This window comes from Nocardia sp. NPDC024068, assembly GCF_040638875.1.
GTDB lineage: Bacteria > Actinomycetota > Actinomycetes > Mycobacteriales > Mycobacteriaceae > Nocardia.
Map to the genome: position 1 here is coordinate 21,238 of NZ_JBEZYU010000017.1, position 22,088 is coordinate 43,325.

At 68.1% G+C, this 22,088-nt stretch carries 15 protein-coding genes and 1 pseudogene; 4 read left to right on the forward strand and 12 right to left on the reverse strand.

Features of this window, described 5'->3' with window-relative positions; all coding sequences use genetic code 11:
- Positions 1-158: 158 nt before the first annotated feature.
- Positions 159-722: an FKBP-type peptidyl-prolyl cis-trans isomerase gene (locus AB0F41_RS16110; protein WP_357424373.1), complete on the reverse strand. Its 564-nt coding sequence runs from the start codon at positions 720-722 to the stop codon at positions 159-161.
- A 283-nt stretch (positions 723-1,005) separates the two neighbouring features.
- Between AB0F41_RS16110 and AB0F41_RS16115 the strand changes: the two genes are divergently transcribed.
- Positions 1,006-3,468, forward strand: a complete 2,463-nt coding sequence (locus AB0F41_RS16115) for a phosphoketolase family protein (protein ID WP_357424375.1) — start codon at positions 1,006-1,008, stop codon at positions 3,466-3,468.
- Positions 3,469-3,801: 333 nt separating this feature from the next.
- On the forward strand, positions 3,802-4,113 hold the full coding sequence (locus tag AB0F41_RS16120; RefSeq protein ID WP_357424377.1) for a hypothetical protein: 312 nt from the start codon (positions 3,802-3,804) through the stop codon (positions 4,111-4,113).
- Between the two features lie 13 nt (positions 4,114-4,126).
- Here AB0F41_RS16120 and AB0F41_RS16125 read toward each other — a convergent pair whose 3' ends face one another.
- From AB0F41_RS16125 to AB0F41_RS16140, 4 genes are all read right to left on the reverse strand, one after another.
- A complete protein-coding gene (locus AB0F41_RS16125) occupies positions 4,127-6,661 on the reverse strand; it encodes an AAA family ATPase (protein ID WP_357424379.1) in 2,535 nt (844 codons plus the stop codon).
- 108 nt (positions 6,662-6,769) lie between these two features.
- A complete protein-coding gene (locus AB0F41_RS16130; RefSeq protein WP_357424381.1) occupies positions 6,770-7,342 on the reverse strand; it encodes a dihydrofolate reductase family protein in 573 nt (190 codons plus the stop codon).
- Between the two features lie 214 nt (positions 7,343-7,556).
- Complete coding sequence (locus tag AB0F41_RS16135) at positions 7,557-8,312, reverse strand: MerR family transcriptional regulator (RefSeq protein ID WP_357424383.1); 756 nt, start codon at positions 8,310-8,312, stop codon at positions 7,557-7,559.
- Positions 8,313-8,399: 87 nt separating this feature from the next.
- The gene (locus AB0F41_RS16140; protein ID WP_357424385.1) at positions 8,400-8,696 is read right to left on the reverse strand and encodes a WhiB family transcriptional regulator; all 297 of its coding nucleotides are present in this window, start codon (positions 8,694-8,696) and stop codon (positions 8,400-8,402) included.
- 146 nt (positions 8,697-8,842) lie between these two features.
- Here AB0F41_RS16140 and AB0F41_RS16145 point away from each other — a divergent pair, with 146 nt between their 5' ends.
- Positions 8,843-9,226, forward strand: a complete 384-nt coding sequence (locus tag AB0F41_RS16145; RefSeq protein ID WP_357424387.1) for a DUF1707 domain-containing protein — start codon at positions 8,843-8,845, stop codon at positions 9,224-9,226.
- A gap of 4 nt (positions 9,227-9,230) precedes the next feature.
- On the opposite strand, the gene AB0F41_RS16150 is transcribed toward AB0F41_RS16145, so the two are convergent.
- Positions 9,231-11,822, reverse strand: coding sequence for a tetratricopeptide repeat protein (locus AB0F41_RS16150; RefSeq protein ID WP_357424389.1), 2,592 nt, complete (start codon positions 11,820-11,822; stop codon positions 9,231-9,233).
- A 222-nt stretch (positions 11,823-12,044) separates the two neighbouring features.
- Positions 12,045-13,568 carry an amino acid permease gene (locus AB0F41_RS16155; protein ID WP_357424391.1) on the reverse strand — a complete coding sequence of 508 codons (1,524 nt, stop codon included), beginning with the start codon at positions 13,566-13,568 and terminating at the stop codon, positions 12,045-12,047.
- A gap of 204 nt (positions 13,569-13,772) precedes the next feature.
- On the opposite strand from AB0F41_RS16155, the gene AB0F41_RS16160 reads away from it, so the two are divergent.
- A complete protein-coding gene (locus tag AB0F41_RS16160; protein ID WP_357424393.1) occupies positions 13,773-14,909 on the forward strand; it encodes an SPFH domain-containing protein in 1,137 nt (378 codons plus the stop codon).
- Positions 14,910-14,992: 83 nt separating this feature from the next.
- Here the strand turns inward: AB0F41_RS16160 and AB0F41_RS16165 are convergent, their stop codons facing one another.
- The 5 genes and pseudogenes from AB0F41_RS16165 to AB0F41_RS16185 all read right to left on the reverse strand — a co-directional run bounded on the left by AB0F41_RS16165 (position 14,993) and on the right by AB0F41_RS16185 (position 22,077).
- Positions 14,993-15,970, reverse strand: a complete 978-nt coding sequence (locus AB0F41_RS16165; protein WP_357424395.1) for a hypothetical protein — start codon at positions 15,968-15,970, stop codon at positions 14,993-14,995.
- A 132-nt stretch (positions 15,971-16,102) separates the two neighbouring features.
- A pseudogene (locus tag AB0F41_RS16170) lies at positions 16,103-19,351 on the reverse strand (NAD-glutamate dehydrogenase domain-containing protein); the annotation flags it as partial.
- Positions 19,352-19,591: 240 nt separating this feature from the next.
- Positions 19,592-20,491, reverse strand: a complete 900-nt coding sequence (locus AB0F41_RS16175) for a hypothetical protein (RefSeq protein ID WP_357424397.1) — start codon at positions 20,489-20,491, stop codon at positions 19,592-19,594.
- A gap of 27 nt (positions 20,492-20,518) precedes the next feature.
- Positions 20,519-21,637, reverse strand: a complete 1,119-nt coding sequence (locus tag AB0F41_RS16180; RefSeq protein ID WP_357424399.1) for a discoidin domain-containing protein — start codon at positions 21,635-21,637, stop codon at positions 20,519-20,521.
- A 95-nt stretch (positions 21,638-21,732) separates the two neighbouring features.
- The gene (locus tag AB0F41_RS16185; RefSeq protein ID WP_357424401.1) at positions 21,733-22,077 is read right to left on the reverse strand and encodes a helix-turn-helix transcriptional regulator; all 345 of its coding nucleotides are present in this window, start codon (positions 22,075-22,077) and stop codon (positions 21,733-21,735) included.
- Between the last annotated feature and the right edge of the window lie 11 nt (positions 22,078-22,088).

Sequence of the window (22,088 nt, forward strand, 5' to 3'; positions counted from 1 at the left end):
GGTCACCGGATGGTGGCGCGTGGTCGGCGACGGCACGTGGGTACGCGCCCTCGGCGTACCGTCCGAAGCGGCGAGCACCTGCGGTTTCACGCGCCCGGGATACGCATCCCGACCAGGGTAGTTGACCGGCCTGCTCGCGCTGCAGGCCGGTGGCGGTATTACAGCCGGTCGGTGACGAAGACGAGCGTCTCGTTCGGCTGCACGCCGTTACCGCCGGCGCCGTAGCCCAGCTCCGGCGGAATGATCAGCAACCGGCGGGCACCCTGCTGCATCCCTTCCAGGCCCTGTTCCCAGCCGGGGATCACCATGCCGGAGCCGAGGGTCAGTTCGAACGGTTCGCCGCGCTCGAACGAGGAGTCCAGTGTCTGTTTGTCCGACCAGGTGACCAGCGCGTAGTTCATCTTCAACTGCTGGCCGGCGGCGGCGCCCGGGCCGGTGCCGGGGACCAGATCCTTGACGATCAGCTGTTTCGGCGGATCGCAGTCGTCGGGGATGGTGATCTGCGGGACCTCACCGTAGCCGCCGCCGACACCGATATCGTCGGCGCCGCATTCGCGGCCCTTGGAGGCCGTGGGGCCGGCCTGCGGGGGGGCGGTCACCGAGGCGGCCGCGGTGGTGGTCGGGGCGGTGCTCTCGGAGCTGTCCTCCGAGCCGCACCCGGTGAGGCCGAGTGCGGCCGCGCCGACCGCGGCGACGGCGATGATCCTGCCGAATGTCTGCATGCGGGGACCCTATCCGCCACCCGGCCGGCCACCACGGCCGGGCGATCCCGGCGGCGCCGGAACCCGTCCGGGCCGAGCGGTCCGACTCCCGGAAGTCTCGGCATGCCGGTTACCGGGTCGCGGGTCGGGTATGCCGCCCTGCGACAGCGTTTCGATGGCATGGCCGCCGGTTCGTACCCGCCGAACCGGACGCGGTACGGCACACCTACAGCTATCGTGGTGGCAGTACCGCACCCGGCGGGTGGGCGGCCGTTGCGACCACGACCTCCAGGAGGTTCGGCGTATGACGCAGTTGGCGAAGACCGGCGGGGATACGGGCGCCGACAATGTGGGTGCGAGCGGTGGCGAATCCCTCGCACCCCGGCCCTATGTCCTGTCCGCCACGGCGACAGGTCCGCTGGGCCCCGACGAGCTCGAATCACTGGACGCCTGGTGGCGGGCCGCCAACTATCTGTCGGTGGGGCAGATCTATCTGATGGGCAATCCGCTGGTGCGGGAGTCGCTGGCGCCGGAACACATCAAACCCCGGCTGCTCGGCCATTTCGGGACGGTCCCCGGGCTGAATCTGGTGTGGGTGCACGCGAATCGGGCCATTCTGGCGCGCGACCTGGACGCGGTCTTCGTGGCCGGGCCCGGCCACGGCGGCCCCGGTCCCAATGCGTGCGCATGGCTGGAGGGCACCTATTCGGAGCTGTACAGCCATATCCCCCGCGACCGCGAGGGCATGCGGGCGTTGTTCGCCCAGTTCTCCTTCCCCGGCGGGGTGCCCAGCCACTGCGCCCCGGAGACGCCCGGCTCCTTCCACGAGGGCGGCGAGCTGGGCTATTCGTTGCTGCACGCGTTCGGCGCGGCGCTCGATCATCCGGAACTGACGGTGTTCTGTGTGGTCGGCGACGGTGAGGCCGAGACCGCTCCGCTGGCCGGCAGCTGGCATGCCAACAAGTTCCTGAATCCGGCCCGTGACGGCGCGGTGCTCCCGATACTGGCGCTCAACGAGTACAAGATCGCGAATCCGACCCTGCTCGCCCGGATTCCGGAATCCGAACTCGTCTCGCTGTTGCGGGGCAACGGGTACGAGCCCCTGATCGTCGCGGGCCGCGACCCGGCACAGGTGCACCAGGACATGGCCGCGGCGATGGACGCCTGCCTGGAGCGGATCGCGCAGATCCAGCGCGCCGCCCGGGACGGCACCGATACCAGCAGGCCGCACTGGCCGATGATCGTGCTGCACACGCCGAAGGGGTGGACCGGCCCGCCACAGGTCGACGGCAAACCGGTGGAGGGCACCTTCCGCGCCCATCAGGTGCCGCTGCCCGCCGCCCGGGACGACGCCGCCCATCGCTCGGTACTCGAGCAGTGGTTGCGCTCCTATCGGCCCGAGGAGTTGTTCGACGAATCCGGGGCGCCGGTCTCGGAGCTGCTGGCGCTGGTTCCGCTCGGGACTCGCCGGATGAGCGCCAACCCGGTGGCCAACGGCGGCGAGCAGGTACGCGACCTGCGGCTGCCCGATTGGCGCGAGTACGCGGTGGACGTCCCCGGACCGGGCCGTACCGTCCACGAGGCGACGCGGGTGCTGGGTGGCTGGCTGCGCGAGGTCACCGCGCGCAATCCAGACAACTTCCTGACCTTCGCCCCCGACGAACTGGCCAGCAACCGGCTACAGGACATCCTCGAGGTCACCGGCCGGAACTGGCAGGCCGAGATCGGCGTCCACGACGAGAAGCTCGATCGCGCCGGCCGCGTGGTGGAGGTGCTGTCCGAACATATGTGCCAGGGCCTGCTGGAGGGATATCTGCTCACCGGCCGGCACGGGGTCTTCACCTGCTACGAGGCCTTCGTCCACATCGTCGACGCGATGTTCAACCAGCATGCCAAATGGCTCGACGCCAGCGCCGAGGTCCCGTGGCGGCGGCCGCTGGCCAGCCTGAACTACCTGCTGTCCTCGCATGTGTGGCGCCAGGACCACAACGGTTTCACCCATCAGGATCCCGGGTTCCTCGACGTGGTGATGAACAAGAAGCCCGAAATCGTCCGGGTGTACCTGCCGCCGGATGCCAACACCCTGCTGTCGGTCTACGACCACTGCCTGCGGTCGCGGCATTACGTGAATGTGGTCGTGGCGGGTAAGCAGCCGCAGCCGGATTGGCTCCCGGCCACCGAAGCCGCTCTGCATTGCGCACGCGGGATCGGCATCTGGGGCTGGGCCGGTAATCGCGATGAGCCGGCGACGACACCGGACGTGGTACTCGCCTGCGCCGGCGACGTGCCGACCCTGGAGACGCTGGCCGCCGCCGCCATCCTGCGGGAGCAGTTGCCCTGGCTGCGGGTCCGGGTGGTGAACGTGGTGGATCTGATGCGGCTGCTGCCGTCCGACGAGCATCCGCACGGCCTGCCCGACAGCGAATTCGATACGTTGTTCACCCGTGAGTCCCCGGTGATCTTCGCCTTTCACGGCTACCCGTGGCTGGTCCACCGGCTGACCTATCGCCGCACCAACCACGCCGGAATGCATGTCCGGGGATACAAAGAGCGCGGGACCACCACCACTCCCTTCGATATGGTCATGCTCAACGACCTCGACCGATATCACCTGGTGATGGATGTGATCGACCGGGTGCCCGCATTGCGCCAGCAGGCAGCGGGACTGCGGCAGGAGATGGTGGACGCGCGGCTGCGGGCCCGCACCTGGACCCGGACACACGGCGAGGACATCCCGGAGGTCGCGGACTGGAGCTGGCCCGCCTGATCTGCGGCCCCCGATCCACCTGAACAGACGGACGAACGGCATGGCCCCGGAGCGCGTCACGCTCCGGGGCCATCCTCGTACCGCCTGATCGGCGCCGCCCGGCAGCCGGCAGGCCTGCCAACCCACGACCTGCGCATTCCCTGATTGCCGCCGAGGGCGAGTAATCGAATCGGGCTGACCACAACTATTCCCACCAGAGAGAAAAACCAAACCGCCCGAATACGAGCACTCGTGTACCGTACCGTTATATAGCGGCACATAGAACTACGGACCCACAGACATTGATCCGCCGTAGAAGTTCTAGACGCCGAACACACGGAAACGGAGCCCACCATGACCATCACCACCCGCCCCCACGCCCTGATCAAGAAGTTCGCCGTGGCCGCCGCCCTCGCCGGCGCGCTCGCGCTGGCCCCCGCCACCCTGGCCACGCAGACGGCCTCCGCCGATGTCGGCCACAGCACCCGCGGCGACAGCCACCCGGGTAACGGCACCTACAACGACACCCACAGCCTCCCGAGCGATCCGAGCAACCGCAGCGAGCCGGTGCACGCGATCCCGGCCGAGCGCAGCGTCACCTACGACAGCGACGGCGGCTACATGGACGTCTGCGCCTACAAGCCGTACTTCTACGCCTGCCGGTAATCCGCGCGGCGGGCTACCTCGTCGCCCGCCGCCGGTACCGCCGGTTACCGGCGGCGGAAGCGCCTTCGGCCCGCACCGTCTCGGCCAGTTCCGCCGGAACATGGCCCGCGATATCCCGGCGGGAGGAGATCAGCAGCTTCTGCCGGATACTCGCGACCTGCGCGTCCACCGTGCGCACCGAACTCTTACGCCGTTCGGCGATAGCGCTGTTCGGCCACCCCGCGGCGGCCAGCAACGCGACTTCGCGTTCGGCCGGGGACAGGGCATCCCAGCGCGATACCCCTCCGGTATCCGACGGGCGGAGCTCGGACACCCGCATCGGCCACCGGTCGCGGAGATACCGTTCGACCACACCGGTACCCGGCCGGAATTCGCCGCCGCTCTCGTGGGCGGCGGCGAATTCCGCCGGTCCGATGATCGCCTCCGCCACCTCGGTCGCGCGCCGCACGCCCAGGACCATCATCGGCACCCGCTCGACGCATACGCCCATGGCATGATGACAGGCCCGGAAAACACCTGTCAGCCAGGCGAGTTCGGTGGCCCGCACCCGCACCGCGGCCACCGCGCCCACGGCGGCGGAATCGCCCGCCAGCACCCGGGTCAGCACCACCATGCACACCGCCACCGACCACGACGTCATCCACGTATCGCGCACCGCGCACGGCCCGGACAACACCTCCCGCGCCGGTTCCAGGGCGGCGGCGGGCTCGTCGGACCGGGCCAGCGCCAGCGCCCGGGCCACGCGGGCCCAATGCGCGGCCAACGCTGATTCCGAGGCCAGCGCACGATCCAGATGGCGCCGGGTCATCCGGTCGGCCTCGACCGGATCGCCGAGCATGGACGCGGCCAGCGCGGCGAATACCCAACCACGCTCCACTCCGATCCGGTCGCCCACCGCGGTGAATTTGCGCCCGGCGCGTTCGAGCACCCGGATCGCTCGCGGATCCCGGCGGAACAGCATCAGTTCCAGCCCCCAGATCCACTCGACCGACGCGGGCAGACCGGTATCGGTCTCCGGTGCGTTCCGCCAGGAACGACCCGGCACGCCGCCCGGATGACATCCGGCCACGCATTCGTCGAGCAACTGCGCCGCGCGTTCGTCATCGCCCTGCCACAGGTGGTACCAGCCGAGCAGGGCCGTCGCCCGGATGTGATGCCGGGTGGCCCCGGACGCGGCCTCCCGGGTGACCTCCAGCGCCGCCTCGGTGAGCCGGATCAGGACCCGGCTGCCGCCGTTGGCGAACGGAACCCACACCGACAGCAGGACCGACGCCGTCTCCAACCCGATGAGCGCCTCATCCGGGTCCGCGAGCCCGGTTTCGATTCCGATGAGGATGTCGTCCCACGAGGTACGCGCCCAATCGATCCAGGACTGCTCCCCCGGCCCGAACCAGAGCGTACGGGCCGCTACCACCCGGTCCCGGTGGTAGCGGCGGTGCCGCCCGGCGAGGCGGGACGCCTCGGCGGCGTCGGCGCGCAACCGGTCCGCCGCGAACAGCCGCACGCTCTCCACGAGGTACCAGCGCACAGTCGTCGCGGACCGGAAGGTCGAGACCAGGGAACGCTCGGCCAGCCGCTCCAGCAGTGCGATCACCCGCCGCTCGGGCAGGCGCTCGTCGGCGCACACGGCGACGACGGCGGCGAGTTCGACCCCGTTGCGCTGCGGTTCCACCCCGTCGGTCTCGTATCCGGCGGCGAACACCGACAACCGTTGCAGCAGCAGTTGTTCCTCGGTCTCGCACAGGTCGAACGACCAGGCGATCACATCGAATACGCCGCGGTGGCGCCGCTCGGTACCCGACCGATCCCCGTGCGACCAGCGCATCCGCTGGTCGTCGGCGTCGCCGGTGAGTTCGGCCAGCAGCATCGCCGGCGGCCGGTGCCGCAGCCGGGCCGCGGCCAGCCGGATCAGCAACGGGCTGTGTTCCACGCGGCGGCAGATCCGGCGTACGACCGCGAGCTGGGCCGGTTCGTCCGGTACCGGCCGGCCGATGAGTTCGGCGCGTTGCCGGAACAGTTCCAGCGATTCGAACGGCGACAGCGGCGGCACCGTGAGGATGTATTCGTCGGCCCAGCCGATGGGTTCGCGGCTGGTGGCCAGGATTGTCAGGCCCGCGGTGGTCGCGAGCAGATCGATCACGACCCGGCTCACCGAGGCCAGGACATGTTCACAGTTGTCCAGCACCAGAATCGCCCGATCCGCGACCACCGCGGCGGAGGCACCGGCGGCCACATCCGGGGCGCTCGGATCGCTGATATCGGTGCGGACCACCGATCGCAGCACACATTCGGGGGATCCGTCGCAGTCGCGCTCCAGTTCGGCCAGCCGCGCCCAGTAGACCGGCCGGCCCGGATCGTCGCGCTGCGCCCGGCGCAACGCCTCGGCGGCGAGGCGGGTCTTGCCGATACCGCCGGGACCCACCAGGGTGACCAGGCGCGCCCTACCGGATCGCAGCAGGTCCTGCAGGCGCACGAGCTCGCGGTCCCGGCCGAAGAACTCGGCCGAGGGCGCGGCGGGTGCCGCACCGTCCGGGTAGATCACCGCCATAGGAACGTAAATTAGTGCACGTCACGGGCCAGTGTCGGGTGAACCCGGTCATTCACCGGTCGTCGGCGGAGATTCCGGATCGACGGATTCGCCGAAATCGGATGTCGCTCAGCACAACGCGTGCGCGGTCTGCCGGTAGTGCATCTGGACCACGGCACTGTCGAAGGTCAGCACATCCAGCAGCCGCAGACCGGTGGTGTCGACCGGCGAGCGGAACAGCGGGACACCGCTGCCGAGCAGCAGGGGGTGCACGAAGAGCCGGAACTCGTCGATCAGGTCGTGTTCGAGGAAGGCTGTCGCCGTCTCGGCGCCGCCGAGCAGCACCATGCGCTGACCGGCGGCCTTGCGGCGGGTCACCTCCTCGACCAGATCGAGCCCGATGACCTGCGTGTTCCAGGACGGATCGCGCAGGGTCCGGGAGACGACCAGCTTCGGCGCCATCCGCCAGAACCGGGCGAACTCGACGTAGAACGGGGAGACGGGCGTCAGATCGGCGGTGGGCCAGAAAGCTGCCATGATGTCGTAGGTTTTCCGGCCGCAGAGCAGCAGATCCGCCCGCCGGAGTTCATCGAGGTACTCCGTACAGATCTCCTCGTCGACAACCGGCCAGTGGACCGCTTCGTCCGGGCCCTCGGCGAACCCGTCGAGTGAGATCTGCATCCAGAGTGTCACGCTTCCCATGCCAAGCCTCATCTACCGCGTCAGATACCAGGCAGCAGATTCTGCACCCACCCGGGGTGCGGCGCATCGGTAGCCGGCGACAAACCTACTTAAGTAGGAATTCACCGAGGGTTCAGGGGACAGTGGAAGAGCCGCCGTCGAATGTACCGTTATCCGGCGCAGTATTCGATCGTGACTTCCCACAGCCGGAAAAGCCCCGCGCGGTGTCCGGGCATCACTCCTCGGTGGCGACCTCGGACAGCTCGCTGTCGCTCTCTATGTAGTGCGCGACGAACCGGTTGACCAGCTCGGCGGCGGCCTTACCGGGCAACGTCCTGGCCAGCTGCAACTGCCCGGTCAACTCGGCCAGATCCGCCGAACTGCGCTCGGATTCCCGGTACTTCTGCCAGGCGGTGCGGTGGAAGAGATCGACGAACCGGCGCGCCATCCGATCGCAATCGGCCCGCATCCGCTCGAGCTCGCCCAGCACGTCGGCATCCGGGACCCCGGCGGCGGCCAGCTGGTCGGCCATCCGCACGAGCTGCCGGTCGGCGGGCCGATAGGTGACGGCATCCACCGGTTCGTACAGGCCGGCGGCGACGATACGGGCCAAGCCGTTGGGCACCGAGGCATAACGTTCCTGCAGCTCGGTGGCCGGAATCGTATCTCCGTCAGCGATCGGTGCGCCGGTCGGCGGTTCACCGGGCTCCAAACCGCTGAGCAACGACCCGACACCCAGGATATCGCCGAGGTCGTCGCCCCGATCCCAGGCATTGAGCAGCTCTTTTATCCCGTTGAGCTTGATACCGCGATCCAGTAACCGGCTGATCGTTCGCACCCTGTTCAGGTGCTCCGGGCTGTAATAGCCTGTCCTCCCCTTGACCTGCGGTGGGGGCAGAACCCCCCGTTCGTGATAAACCCGCAGGCTGCGCACGGTCGTACCGGCAGCGCGCGCCAGTTCATCGATCGTGTACTCGTCACCAGCAGCCATATATCAAGGAAACCACACGGGCGGGGTCGCGACCGGCGGCGGACACGACCGAAACGTCCGATTCAGCGCAAGTTGGTGCGAGATTTGCTAATTCGTCGATCGCGAAACAGTGGCCCGTTCGGTATGGGTGCGACGCTCGTCCTCCGACATTCCGCCCCACACGCCGTAGGGCTCACCCACCGCCAGCGCGTAGTTACGGCAACGGTCGAGGACCGGGCAGGAATCGCAGATCTGCTTGGCCCGGCGCACCCGCGCGGCGCGGGCCCGGCCGCGTTCCCCCTCGGGGTGGAAGAACACCGTCGACTCCAGCCCGCGGCACGACCCGTGCAACTGCCAGTCCCAGGCTTCGGCGGCCGGGCGCCGATACCGAGTCACGGTCGTCATACACAACTCCTCTGCCGGCGGATCTGTAGGCCAGCGTAATTACTCCCCACATCTGGGAATCGGTCCCGGAGCGGGGCGCACCGACTTCCCGGCAGTGGCGAACACCGGTCCGGCCCGACCCCCGGAAACCGTCCTATGCTGCGGGTATGAGTGAGTTACCGGGGGCACGGATCACCGTCACGGAGCGCGATCGAGCGTTACGAGAACTCGCCGAGCATCTGGGTGCGGGCCGGTTGACACTCACCGAATACGAGCGCCGATCGGCGGCCGCCGCGGCAGCCGTCACCATCCCCGAATTGGCGGCGCTGTTCACCGATCTCCCGGCCGCGCCCGCTCCGGCCGCCCCACCGCAACCCTCCGATCCGGCGGCCGGTTTCGCCGTGATGGCCGGGATCGCGGCCGCGTTCGCGCTGATCCTCGCCATCGTCTTCGGGGGGTGGTTGTGGCTGTTGCTGCTGGTGATAGTGCTGGTCTCCGCCCCGCTGCTGCCGACCGTGCTGCACCGCCGCCGGGCGATCGGGCGGCTCTGACCCCTCACCACCGGGTATGCGGACGCACGCTGTTCGCCAGATCCACCAGACGGTAGCGGTGTAATTTGCCCGGCGCGGTGCGTGCCAGCGCGCGCAACCGTGATTCCAGCCCGCCGCGCAGGCCCGCCACCGTCAGCGGATAGCCGAGCAGCGTGCTGTCGGCCGCTGCCGGACGCAACCGCGACCGCAGCCATTCCAGCGCCGCCCCGACCACCACCACCTGCATCTGCAGTGCCCGGGGCTCATCGGGGAGTTCCAGCCGCGAGGCAGCCTCGAGCAGGTCGACCTCGGTGATGTCACCGTGCGGCCGGGAGACCAGCAGCAGACTGCCGGTCATCCGCGCGGTGCCGTGATGGCGGGAAGTGTCGGGGACCCCGTCCAGTACCTGCACCGCCTGCAGCAGTTTCCCATCGGCGGCCAGCCGCCGCGCCAGGCCGAAAGCGGCGCTCACGACACCGTGGTTGGTCTGCCAGACGAGCCGGTAGAAGCCCTCCGCGGCCCGGTGCCAGCGCTCGGAGTCGGCGGGATCCGACAGCGATTGCAGTACCAGTTCGGCGCTGGCGGCGAGGGCCAGCGCGGCGGCGATCTCCCCGGGCAGCATGGTGTGCACTTCGTCGAAATGCAGGTACGCGTCCTCGTACCGCTCGGCCAGCAGGGCGGTCACCCCGGAGAACCATTCGACCCGCCAGTCGGTCACCGCACGTGGCCGCAGCACCTCGAGCAGGGCCCGGGCCGAGTCCAGATCACCCAGGTCCAGATGGGCGCGGATGGCGGTGAGTGCGCCTTCCACCTCGAAGGTCTCGGGTGCGTCGATCGTGCCCGCGGCGATTCGCTCGGAGGTCTGCCGCAGCGAGTCGAGGGTCTGGCGGGCATCGCTGTGCAACAGCGGGGCGAGCAGTTCGAGACTGGGATCGTCGGCATCGATCAGCGGGATCGGGAGCGCGGCCACGACGGCCGCGGCGTCGAGTCCCAGGCTGCGATGTCCGCCGTCGACCATTCCGTCGGTCTGGCCGATCAGGGTATCGATACCGAAATCACCGCGCAGTGAACCGAATTCGACCGAGGCCTGTGGATGTTCGCGGCCGGAATCGGCGGCCAGCACCATCCGCAGCACGCCGGCGAGCTGACAGTACATCGCGTAGCCGGACGGGAAGCGGCGGGTCGGATCGGTATGGGTGGCACGGACGAGCAGCCGCTGCAGACACGGATACCGCCGCAACAGCGGATAGTCCGCGGCGGTCGGCGCGTCGGGACTGTAGTTGCCCTGGGCATCCTTGCGCAGGTCCAGCACCAGTGCGGCCAGCGTGCGGCCGGCCGCGTAGATATCCGAGGCCACCGTCGGACCGGTCTCGATGATCTCCGGAGCCTGGTAGCCGGGCGTCCCGTAGATACTGCCGTAGGACTCCATCGCCGCTACGGCGCCCAGATCGATGAGTTTGACCTCGTCGTCGGTGACCATGATGTTGTCCGGCTTGAGGTCGTTGTAGGCCAGCCCGAAGGAGTGCAGGTAGTCGAGGGCGGGCAGGACCTCCATGGTGTAGGCCAGCGCCTCGGCCACCGGAATCCGCTCCGGGGCCGTCATATCAAGCATCTTCTTCAACGAACGCCCGCCGACGTACTCCATGACGATATAACCGTCGGCGATTTCGCGATGGGACCGATGTTTGACGAAGTTGTAGATCTTCACCACGCCGGGATGGGTGATCTCGGAGAGAAACTGCCGCTCCGCCAGCGCCACCACATGCGCCTCGAAATCCTGCGGATTCTGCAACCCCTTGAGCACCACCCAGCGGTCGCTGACATTGGTGTCGACGGCCAGGTAGATCCAGCCGAGGCCGCCGTGGGCCAAACAGCCCTTCACCACGTACTGCTCGGCGACCACCTCTCCTTCGGACAGCGCCGGCAGATAGTTGTAGGCCGAACCGCAGCGCTCGCACTCCCCGGCCACCGCCCCCGGGCCCGACGGTCCGGAACGGCCGTTGGGCGCCTGGCATTTCCAGCAGAACCGCTTGTGCTCGGGCACCACCGGATCCGCGAGTACCGCACTCGCGGGATCCACCGGATCCACCCGCGGCAGGGCGACCAGTCCGGCGCCGAGCCGGCGCACGCTCGGCCGGGACCGCGCGTTGCGACCGGAAACCGCTTCGTCCTCGAAACCGGCGAAGGGATCCAGGTCACCCGGATCGTCCTCGTCGTCGGCGGCGGCGAGCAGCAGCGCCAGGTCGTCGTCATCGTCGTCGTCGGCCCCGCCGAGGCTGTTGAGCCGGGCGATATCGTCGCCGGTCAGGGCGGCGATCGCACGATCGAAATCGCTGAGGTCCGGAGGTGGTCCGGAGGCGGTGTCCGGCTGGGTCGCGGGTATCACCGCGTCCGGCGGCGGGGGCGCCGCCACGGCCGGGCCGGAACCGGCGGTGACCGGGACGAAAACCCCGGAGACGCTGGGCAGGGCCGCGGCGTCGGTGGCGCTGCGCGGACCGGACTCGGCGAGCAGTTCCTCCGCGGCGCGGGTCAGATCCGATTCTGCGGCGGCGCGGTGCACACTCTCGCTGCTGGTGGTGCGGCGGGTCGACCAGGTGTGCGTGGCACGCCGGGGCATATCGGCACCGCGAATCCGCCGCTTGGACCACGGCGGTGGGAGCGGACGCTCGGAGGAGCTGGGATGCTCTGGCATGCACGACCTCTCAAAACCCACGGGTGAACCGAGAGTCCATTGTGATCCTGCCGCCCCGGCGCCGGGAGGCGAAGGTTTCCCTTCCCTGGGAAATACGAACTTCCCCGGGGTGATACCCCGGGGAAGTTCGCTCTCCGACCGCGGTGACTACCGCTGATCTTCGGGTTCGTCCAGGATGCGCACGGTCGAGGACGGTTCGCCGGACTCGACGGGCCCGGCTGCGACCGCCGCCCGGCCGGCGTTGAGTTCGCCGACCCGCTTGCGGGCCAGGAACCAGCCGCCGACCAGGGCCGGCACGCCGATCACGACCATCGCGATCACCGCGGCCCGCTGCTCGACCTCCTCGCTGAACGCCATCAGCAGCACCACGGCGACGAGGAAGACCAGGGTGGCGTAACTGGTGTACGGGGTACCGGGCAGCCGGAACTTCGGCCGGGTCACCTTGCCATCGCGTGCCCACTTCCACAGCTGGAGCTGGCAGAGCACGATGGCGGTCCAGGAGAAGATCGTGCCCAGCGCCGAGACGTTCAGCACGATCTCGAACGCCTGCTCGGGCACCATCGCGTTCAGTCCGACGCCGGCCAGTGCGATCACACCGGTGGCGAGGATACCGACGTAGGGCACGCCGTTCTTGGACATCCGGCCCGCGATGGTCGGAGCGCTTCCGTTCATCGACATCGAGCGCAGGATGCGTCCGGTCGAATAGAGACCGGCGTTCAGGCTGGAGAACGCCGCGGTCAGCACCACCAGGTTCATCACCGAACCCGCACCGTCGATACCGATCTTGGAGAAGAAGGTGACGAACGGGCTCTCACCGGATTTGAAGGCGGTGTAGGGCAGCAGCAGGCCCAGCAGGACGAGCGAGCCGACGTAGAACAACGCGATCCGGGCGATCACCGAGTTGATGGCGCGCGGCATGATCTTCTCGGGGTTCTCGGCCTCACCGGCCGCGGTGCCGATGAGTTCCACGGCGGCGTAGGCGAATACGACACCGGTGGTGACGACGATGAGCGGCAGGAATCCGGTCGGGAACAGGCCGCCGTTATCGGAGATGATGCTGGGTCCGGTCGGGTTGCCCTCGATATCGAAGCGGCCGGCCAGGAAGATCGTGCCGATGATCAGGAAGCTCACCAGGGCGACGACCTTGATCAGCGCGGCCCAGAACTCCAGTTCACCGAACCATTTCACCGAGATCATATTGATCGCGACCACGATGGCCAGCGCGATCAGCGCGATGGTCCACTGCGGTATCACTTCGAACGCGCCCCAGAAGTGGACGTAGGTGGCGATCGCGGTGATATCCACGATGCCGGTCATGCACCAGTGGAAGAAGTACATCCAGCCGACCGCGAAGGCCAGTTTCTCGCCGTAGAACTCCCGGGCGTAGGACACGAACGAGCCCGAGGAGGGGCGGTGCAGCACGAGCTCGCCGAGGGCCCGCAGGATGAAGAAGACGAAGATCCCACAGATGCCGTAGACCAGGAACAGGCCCGGGCCGGCATCGTGCAGCCGGCTACCGGCACCGAGGAAGAGCCCGGTACCGATGGCGCCACCGATGGCGATCATCTGGAGCTGCCGGGGACGCAGCGATTTGTGATAGCCCGCGTCTTCGGCGTGCAGTCCATCCGCCGCCGGCGCCTCCTGTCCCCGAGGCTGTTGAACAGTGGTCATCGTATTGCCTTTCGAGTGGCGCAGATCATGTCTGCGATGAATGTACCGCTATTCAGCGGCACAATCAACAGGTGCCCACCGTGTGTAACACGGTGGAAACCAGGCTCTTTGGCTCGAGCAGGCGTTTCACCTGGATGGGAATGATTGATCGAGCCGCTGAACGTCGATACGCTGGATGGGTCAAATCGATGAGGGAGTGCTCTGATGGCCTGGTTCGAACGCGAGTTCATCGCCGTACCGGAAACCGGAAAACAGCAACTCGTCTACAAGTGGCCGGATGTGAGCATCCGCCGGTACTCCCGGGCGATCGTCAACGCCGACCAGACCGCGCTCTTCGTGAAATCCGGGCATGTGGTGGGGACCCTGGGCCCCGGCCGGCACCGGATCGACGCCGATGAGCTCCCGCTGCTCGGCGCCCTGGTCGATACGCTCTCCGGCGGCAACTACTACCGCGCGGAGTTGTACTTCGTCTCCACCCGCGAATTCGCCGGTCTCAAATTCGGCGGCCGGCTCGCCGATATCGCCGACCCGGTGAGCGAGCAGATCGTCACCCTGCGCGTTTTCGGCGAGTTCGCGGTCACCGTGCGCGACGCGCAACAGCTGATCACCTCCCTGGCCGGCAGCACCGACCTGCACGACCCGGCCCGAATCGAATCCTGGAGCGCCGACCTGCTGCTCAAGGCCATGAAAATTGCCGTCACCCAGGGCATTTCCCAGGGCGAATGGCCGGTCCTGGGCCTCTCCGGACACCTGATCGATATCGAGCGAGCCGTCCTGCACCACACCAACACCGCCCTCTACGAGTACGGGCTGCGGCTCCCCCGGCTGGGCAATTTCGATATCACCCTCGCCCCCGAAGACGCCGACCGGCTGAAACGACTGGCCAAAGATGTCACCTATATCCGGCTGGCCGGAGATTTCCGGCAGTACGCGGCCGGTGAGATGGCGCTGGGCGCGGGACACGGCCTGGCGACCGGGCACGGGCACGAAGGCGGGTTCCTGGGGGCGGCGCTGGGCATCAACGCGCTACAGCAGTCGAGTCCTCCGGTTCCCGGGCAACTGCCGACCGCGCCGCGTTCCCCCTGGCAGCAGGCTCACACGGCATCGGAGCCCCAGGAACTCGCGAACCCGGCCCCGGCCGAATTGCCGCCGGGCAGCAGCGCGGAGGGTCCCGCGTGCACCGCGTGCGCCACGGTCAATCCCCCGGGCGCGAACTTCTGCGTGAATTGCGGTAACCGCTTCGCTCCCGCCGAACCCGCTCCATGCCGCGGATGCGGCGCGAACCTCTTGGCCGCGGCGAAATTCTGCGCCGCCTGCGGAACCCAGGCCGCCCGCACCTGACGCGGCGGCCGAACCGATCTCCACCACAGTGTCCGCTCAGCGCGACGGCGCCGACCTCCGACACGCCATACGGGGTCGACCCTCTATTCGGGCTGGTCACCCTGCAGCGACGAGGCACTGTCGGTATCGGGTTCTCCGGCAGGCCCTTCACGCCCCTCACCCCCGACAAGCCCGGGCAAACCCTTCCCGGGCACCGCATCGCCACCGTCGCTGCCCGGTTCGGCGTTTCGGTCCCGGGGCTCCGAAGGTCCGTGCGAATCGGCGTAGTTCTCGTCCCAGAGTCGCTCGAGCTCGGACACATAGTGTTCGTACGGCCGGCTGCCGATGAAGTCGGCCACCTCGCCCTGGGCATCGGCACGGGACAGTTCCCCGGCGCGCTGTCGCTCGTAGATCGAGACGATCTCGTCGTCGACATTTCCGATATCGGGGCCGCCGCGGGCCAATATTTCCCGCCGTGCCTGCGCGGTGGTCAGGCCGCTCTCGGCCTCACCCAGGTCGCGCTGCCGCATGTTCCGTTCCAACCAGGTGCCGAATTTCTCACCGGGCCCCGGCGCGTCGGTCGTCGCATGGTAGGCGCCGGGGTAGGCATGGCCCACTTCGTGCGCGAGTATGGCGGTCGCCCAGAGGGGGTCCTCGCGCATATCGGTGTCGATGACGATTTTCTTCTCGCCCCCGAGGGTCACGCCCAGGGAGTCGATATCGCCATAGCCGATCTCCCACCCCTCGGCACGAAGACGTGCCAGTTCTTCCCGCAGAAAAGGGGACATCTCGGCATAGCGTTCCACTTCGGGGTCGAGGCCCGATTCGATCTCCACACCGGAAGGCGGGCCCTCGGCATTACCAAGGGTTTCTACCGCCACGTACACGCTCAATCCGGTGCCCACGATGAGCCCGACTTCCTTCCCCCGGCGGTGATCGAGACGCCGTATTTCCTCGGTACTGCGCAGTCCCCCGGCGGCCCGGTGGTAGGTCCCCGATCTGCCACGCGCCACCGAACCCAACACCGAACGCACCCGATCCTTGACCGTGCGCATCACCGCACCCACACCTACCGGTCCCATATATCCCTTCGAGCCCACCGCACACCACGATCCAGCGTGCGGTTACTCGTGAAGACTGCCCCCGGACCGGTCCTGCCGAACCACGCGGTTCGGCCGGCTCGGTCCTGTCGCACCGAGCCGGCCGAACCGGGCTCAGCCCACGAGCCCCGACTCCGTGCTGCCCGCCAGGCTGCGGACCTGCCGCGCCGCCACCGAGAGCGTCGCCAGATCGTGCCGGGTCACCCCGAAGATCTCGGTCAGCGCCGCCCGGGCCCGGGTCAGCCGGGAACGGTTGGTCTGCTCCCAGTAGTCGAGCTTCTCGCCCACCGGATCCTCGGGGTCGGTGGCGGTCGCGATATCCAGGGTGAGTAGCCGCAACGATTCGAACAGGTCGTCACGCAGCGCCAGCCGTGCCAGTCCGGCCCAGCGCTGGTCGTAGTCGAGGTCGTTCACCGCGCTGATCAGCCGGGTGATCTCCAGATGGGCGTTCAGCGCGAAGTAGAGCTCGGCGATCTCGCGCGCGTCCCGTTCGGCGATATCGGCGATATCGAGCACGTCCAGCAGCGGGTACAGCTGAATCAGGTGGTAGACCTCGACGGCCAGGTCGGCGGGCGCACCGTGCTCCGCCTCGTCGGCGGCCCGCGCCGTGACATGGTCGGACAGCGGGGTGGGCAGCCAGCCGGGGACCCGGCTGGCCAGCGCCCGGACACCGTCGCGATAACGGGCGATATCGGCACCGATGGCGATGGGCTGGGGCCGATTCAGCAACAGCCAGCGGGCGGCCCGTTCCAGGATGCGATGAGTTTCCAGCTCGAGCCGATCGCGCACCGCCGCGGGCATGGGAGTCGTCCGGATCCGGGCCCACAGCTCCCGCAGCTGGAAGATTTCCACCGCGGCGGTGAAGGCGCGCACGGCATCATCGGTCGTGGCACCGATTTCCTCGGCCAGGCGGAAGGCGAAGGTCGCGCTCGCGAAATCGACCATCTCGTTGACCACCACGGTCGCCACGATCTCCCGGCGCAGCGGGTGGGTGGCGATGGCCCCGGCGAAACGCTCCCGCAGTGGAGTCGGGAAGTACCGCGGCAGGATCGCGGTGAAAGTCGGGCTGTCGGGCAGATCGCCGGCCAGCAGATCCGCTTTCAGCGAGAGTTTGACATGAGCGATGACAGTGGCGAGTTCGGGTGAGGTGAGCCCGGCTCCGGCGGCGATACGGCGCTCCATCTCCGCGTCCGACGGCAGCGCCTCCAGGTGACGGTCCACACCGCGCCGGGTCTCCAGCTCGGTGAGCAGACGCCGGTGCACGGCTCCGCGCCGCGCGGCGATCGAACGGGAGAGCCCGATCCGGAAATTCTGCGAAATATTGTCCCGCAGCACGAGTTCGGCGACCTCGCCGGTCATCTCCGCCAGCAGCGGGTTTCGGTCGGCGATATCCAGCTCGCCCGCGGAGACCGCGGCGTCGAGCAGAATCTTGATGTTCACCTCGTGATCGGAGCAGTCCACACCGGCGGAATTGTCCAGCGCGTCGGTATTCATCTTCCCGCCGTTGCGGCAGAACTCGATCCGGCCGCGCGGGGTGGCGCCGAGATTGCCGCCCTCACCGATCACTTTCACCCGCAGCCGATCGGCGTCCACGCGTACCGCGTCGTTCGATTTATCGCCGACATCGCCGTTGGTTTCGGTGCTCGCCTTGATATAGGTGCCGATACCGCCGTTCCAGAGCAGGTCGACGGGAGCTTCCAGGATGGCGCGGATCATTTCCGGCGGGGAGAGCCGGGTGACCGTGGCCGGCAGTTTCAGCGCCGCCCGGACCTGGGGGCTCACCGGGATCGCCTTGGCGGTGCGGTCGTAGACGCCGCCACCCGCGCTGATCAGCGACCGATCGTAATCCGCCCAGCTCGACCGGGCCAACCCGAACAACCGCTCACGCTCCGCGAACGACGGCCCCGCCACCGGATCGGGGTCCAGGAAGATATGCCGATGGTCGAAGGCGGCCACCAGGCGAATATGTTCCGACAACAACATTCCGTTGCCGAACACATCCCCACTCATGTCCCCGACACCCACCACCGTGAAATCCTGCGACTGGGTATCCACACCCATTTCCGCGAAGTGCCGCTTCACACTCTCCCAGGCACCCCGCGCCGTGATACCCATCGCCTTGTGGTCATACCCCGCCGAACCACCCGACGCGAACGCATCGCCCAGCCAGAACCCGTACCGCCCCGCCACATCATTGGCGATATCGGAGAACGTCGCCGTACCCTTGTCGGCCGCCACCACCAGATACGTATCGTCACCGTCACGACGCACCACCCGATCCGGCGGCAGCACCGCACCGGTGCCGTGTTCGACGTTGTCGGTGAGATCGAGCAGCCCGGAGATGAAAGTCCGATAGCAGGCGATACCTTCGGTGAACAGCGCCTGGCGGTCGGCACCGGCGTCGCCGGTGGCGGCGGGCGGGCGCTTCACCACGAAACCACCCTTCGCACCCACCGGCACGATCACCGCATTCTTCACCGCCTGCGCCTTCACCAAACCCAAAATCTCGGTCCGGAAATCCTCCAGCCGATCCGACCACCGCAAACCACCACGCGCCACCGCACCGAACCGCAGATGCACACCCTCCACCCGCGGCGAATACACGAAAATCTCGTACTTCGGCCGCGGCTGCGGCAACAGCGTGATCGACTGGGGATCGAATTTGAGCGAGAGATGGGCGGGCGGTTCCCCGTCGGCGTCGCGCCGGAAGTAGTTGGTCCGCAGGGTCGCCGAGACCACACCGAGCACCGCGCGCAGCACCCGGTCGGTATCGAGGCTGACCACCGCGTCGATCTCGGCTTCCAGCCATTCGGTGATGGCCGCGGCCGATTCCGCGACGCCGTCCGGATCGAAATGGGCTTCGAAGAGTCGCACGAATCCGCGCGACATATCCGGGCTGGCCAGCAGCACCCTGGTGATACCCGCCGCGCCGTAGGAGAACCCGGCCTGCTTCAGGTACTTCGCGTAGGCCCGCAGGATCACCACCTGCCGCCAGTGCAGGCCGGCGCACAGGATGAGCTCGTTGAGGGCGTCGACCTCGGCCGCGCCGAACCACATGGCCTCGAACGCGGCGGTGAATCGCTGCGCGATGCCCTGAGCCCCCGGACTGTCGGGCAGATCCAGATCCGCCTCCAGTTCGGGGTCGAGTTGGCTGCGTAAGACCGCCGAGACCACCCGTAACCGGAAATCGTAGATCCAGTCGGAGTTCTCGTTCTCGGTCTCGAGCTGATAGGGCCGCTCGTCGACGACCTCGACACCGAGGCTGTGCAGAACCGGAAGTACCCGGCTCAGCGACACACCCTCGCCGGCGGCGTAGAGGGTGAATCGCCATTCGCCCGGCGGCGCATCGGCTGTGCGGTACAGCGCGGTCCGGAAACGAGCCGTCCCCAGTTCGTTCGGATCAATCCGGAATCGCATCGGCGAAACTGTCTCCTGAATTGTCGTCACCGTGATCGCGCCTTTCCGCTTCGGTTTCGAGCACTTGCTACCTGGGTACTGTACGCGTTTAATGTGCCGTTGTATAGCGGTACGTTGCGCGTGTGTAGGTGATCACCCTGGCACTGGTCTGGAAGAAGGTCGCGATCGGGGGTGTTCGCGCGCGCGTCAGGGCTGCAGCAGACCCGAGCGCGTCAGGAAAGTGCGTGCGCCCGCGGCATTGGCGAATGAACCGGTGTCCACTCGCAATCCGGAGTTCGTATCCGCGAACCACACCGCGGCGGCGGCGCTCACCGCCGCGAATACATCGCCGTCCGCCACCACGCTGGCACCGGCCGTGCGCCATTGGGCGATGGCCTGCCGCAATGCGGCCGGGGTCGAGGTGTGCACTTGAAACGCGAGCGCACGCCCACCGGTGATCTCCCCCATCAGCAGCGGACTGCCGGCGGCGAGCACGCAACTGCGCACACCCTCGGTTTCGGCGTGCGGCCGGCAGGTCGCGGCACGCAGCGGCGCCGGGAGCGCGGCAAGCGGATCCGAATCCACCGCCCCCGGACCGGCGGGCGCGAAACCGGGCGGCCCGGTGAGCGCAGGAGTGGTCAGCGCGCAGGATTTGACCATCAGGAAGGCGAGTAGCAGCAACACCGCGACCGCCGCACCGGCCGCCGCCCGCCACTGCCACTTCGGATGATGCCGATGGACCACGGCCTCCGCCTCGCCGGCCAGATGCCGGCGCACGAACCCCAGGGCCCCGCGCGCCGGATGATGCCCGGCGTGGTGATGTTCCGGGTGTTGGTGTCCGGAGTGCTCGGCATGCGGGCCGGGCCGATGGCCGTCTGCCGCACCGTGCCGTGCGGGCGAATGCGGACCACCGAGCCCGGCAGCCCATCCGGCGACCTCGGCCTGATACGCACCGAGCATCCCGTGCCGCGCCGGCCCGTGCTCATCGCCCGCCGCGCGGCCGTGGACCGCGGGCATCTCCGCCGCGGGCAGCGGCGCACCACAGTTCGCGCAGGCCCCGGCACCCGGACCCCCCGCGTGCCCGCAGTACTGACACCGGACCGTCATCCACGCGCTCCGCGTCTCATCCCCGCCTCACTGCCCGGTGATCACGATCGACGAGATCGCGACGGTGTTGGTGGAGGTGGAACCACTGGATTTGAGGACGGTCAGGGTGATCTCCGACGCCGTGATGGGGGGCTCGATCCGCGTCACCACCAATGAGCGCTGATCCAGCGTCTCCTGGGTGTAGGTGGTCTTGTCGTCATCGTCGAACTGGTACGAGAGCCTGCTCACCGTGCGGAATTTGGTCCACTGATCGGTGCCATCGGTACCCACGTGATCCCACCCCGGCACGATCGCGATCGAATCGATCTCGTACTCCTTGCCCAGATCGATCCGCAGAACCTGCCCGTCGATCTTGTACGCCCGCGGGCACGACCACGCCTTGTCCGGTTCGCCGGAGAAGGCATCCATCCCGTCGGTACCGCCGTCCGGGCAGCTCGATTCCGCGGATTTCACCTCCAGGGTGCCGCTTGCGGCCTCGTCGGTGGTCTGCGGGGCGGCCTGGGTGGGTGCGGCGGTGACCGCCAGGGGTGCGGTGTCCGAGTTCTCGGTCCCGCTGGTGAACACCAGCAGGATCACGATCAGCAACGCGACCACCGCCGCCACCGCGAGCGCGACCTTCGGTTTGCGCAGTTGGTCGACGACCTCACGCGCCAGTTCCTGCGGCGACTGCCGTTCGGCAGGGGCGGGCTCGGGTTCGGGCGGCCGTTCCGGTTCGGCATCGAGCGAATTGCTGCCCGCGAGCCGTCCGGCGACCCGCTCGGAGTTCTCGGCGGCGAGCGAGGACGACGGTCCGGCGTCCGGGAGCTGCCCGCTGAGCAGCGCATTGATCCGTTCGCTCGCCGAGGGACCGGCAGTCGAACGGCGCGGCCTCGACACGACGGGGCCGGAATCGGGGGCGGCCCTCTCCGACCCCACCGACGGCGGGGTGACGCCGACTCCGACCTCGACCGGCTCCCTGGCCGACGGCGCCGCGGCGAGCAGCGAGTCGTCGAATCCGACCGCGGAGTTCTCCGCGGATACTGAATCGGGGATTTCGGTATCCGCGGGAGCTGTTACACCGAGCCCGAATGCCGGATCCGCCAGCAGCGCATCCAGAATCGCGCCTCGATTGCGGAGAAATACATCTCCGGAATCAGCTTCGGGCATAGGCGAAATGGTATCGGCTGCCGGCACCTCACCCTGATCGATATTCCCACCGATGGGGAGCTCCGCTCGCGGGCCGCGGGCGGCGAGCAGGTTTTCTAGCGCGGCTTCTCGGTGGTGACGAAATACTCCGGCGGTACATCGAATACCCGCGCGAGCGCGATGATCAGATCCAGTCGTGGGATGGCGTCACCGTGGATCAGCCGATACAGGCCCGACTGCGAAACCGGCACATCGGGATATGCGAGTTCCAGATGCTGGGCCAGCGAATACAGTGTCAGCCCGCGCGTCGAGCCGTCCTCGGTGGATACCACCGATTCGGCGATGAGTTCCGACAGGCGGCTGGAGAAGATCGCCGCGGCGGCCTGCCGCGGGGTCTGCTCCTGCGTGCCGTCCGGGTCGGCTGCTGCGCTGTCCGGTTCGGGGTCCGCTACCACGGTCATCGAGATTACCT

Coding starts and splice junctions, on each gene's coding strand:
- AB0F41_RS16110 (WP_357424373.1), bottom strand. CDS start 722: ATGCAGACATTCGGCAGGATCATCGCCGTCGCCGCGGTCGGCGCGGCC.
- AB0F41_RS16115 (WP_357424375.1), top strand. CDS start 1,006: ATGACGCAGTTGGCGAAGACCGGCGGGGATACGGGCGCCGACAATGTG.
- AB0F41_RS16120 (WP_357424377.1), top strand. CDS start 3,802: ATGACCATCACCACCCGCCCCCACGCCCTGATCAAGAAGTTCGCCGTG.
- AB0F41_RS16125 (WP_357424379.1), bottom strand. CDS start 6,661: ATGGCGGTGATCTACCCGGACGGTGCGGCACCCGCCGCGCCCTCGGCC.
- AB0F41_RS16130 (WP_357424381.1), bottom strand. CDS start 7,342: ATGGGAAGCGTGACACTCTGGATGCAGATCTCACTCGACGGGTTCGCC.
- AB0F41_RS16135 (WP_357424383.1), bottom strand. CDS start 8,312: ATGGCTGCTGGTGACGAGTACACGATCGATGAACTGGCGCGCGCTGCC.
- AB0F41_RS16140 (WP_357424385.1), bottom strand. CDS start 8,696: ATGACGACCGTGACTCGGTATCGGCGCCCGGCCGCCGAAGCCTGGGAC.
- AB0F41_RS16145 (WP_357424387.1), top strand. CDS start 8,843: ATGAGTGAGTTACCGGGGGCACGGATCACCGTCACGGAGCGCGATCGA.
- AB0F41_RS16150 (WP_357424389.1), bottom strand. CDS start 11,822: ATGCCCCGGCGTGCCACGCACACCTGGTCGACCCGCCGCACCACCAGC.
- AB0F41_RS16155 (WP_357424391.1), bottom strand. CDS start 13,568: ATGACCACTGTTCAACAGCCTCGGGGACAGGAGGCGCCGGCGGCGGAT.
- AB0F41_RS16160 (WP_357424393.1), top strand. CDS start 13,773: ATGGCCTGGTTCGAACGCGAGTTCATCGCCGTACCGGAAACCGGAAAA.
- AB0F41_RS16165 (WP_357424395.1), bottom strand. CDS start 15,970: ATGGGACCGGTAGGTGTGGGTGCGGTGATGCGCACGGTCAAGGATCGG.
- AB0F41_RS16175 (WP_357424397.1), bottom strand. CDS start 20,491: ATGACGGTCCGGTGTCAGTACTGCGGGCACGCGGGGGGTCCGGGTGCC.
- AB0F41_RS16180 (WP_357424399.1), bottom strand. CDS start 21,637: ATGCCCGAAGCTGATTCCGGAGATGTATTTCTCCGCAATCGAGGCGCG.
- AB0F41_RS16185 (WP_357424401.1), bottom strand. CDS start 22,077: ATGACCGTGGTAGCGGACCCCGAACCGGACAGCGCAGCAGCCGACCCG.